Source organism: Oleiphilus sp. HI0086 (assembly GCF_001635225.1).
The window spans coordinates 1-597 of sequence record NZ_LWFZ01000138.1 but is presented as its reverse complement, the minus strand read 5'-3'; the positions used below and the strand labels follow the sequence as shown (position 1 = coordinate 597).

At 45.4% G+C, this 597-nt stretch carries 1 protein-coding gene; it reads right to left on the bottom strand.

What is annotated here, in order from left to right; translation table 11 throughout:
* A partial coding sequence (locus A3756_RS27035; protein WP_368664561.1) for a PAS domain-containing protein occupies window positions 1-597 on the bottom strand: 597 nt, incomplete at both ends.

Genomic DNA, 597 nt, shown 5'->3' with positions numbered 1-597 from the left:
CTTCAGGGTCCAGACGCTTGGACAGATCACCATTTGCCGCCGCAAAAACAAGTCGGTCGATTTCTTGTTCGATAGCGACTTCGTTAGTTCGGTCAGCCCACTCAACAACCGTACCAATACGTTCGTTATCGTCGTTTGTAATAGGGTTCACAACCAAGTCCATATTACGGCCACCAATATTCAGACTTGCCGAATACTCACTCGTCAGGCTCTCTAACAATTGTTTCTGATGCGAGGGGTTCTTATGGAAGACATCAATACTGCTTCCTAACAAGGTATTGACGTTGAAATTACCCAGGTCTTTTTGAATGTCCCTTTCTGCATTTCGCAAGGTCGATATCACTGCATCATTCATGTAGATAATATCGCGGTCGGCATTGGCCACCATGACATTTGCCGAAACACTATCCAAGGCTTGCTTGATACGCGCATTATCATTAGCGACACTACGCTCTTTAGCCAATCGTTTTAGCTCTTCAGTTTGATCATCCCACTCTACGACCGTACCAATGCGCTCACCCTCATCATTAACAATCGGGTTAACAACAAGGTTTAGATTACGACCACCCACCACAATATCTGCAGAGTATTCAGCAG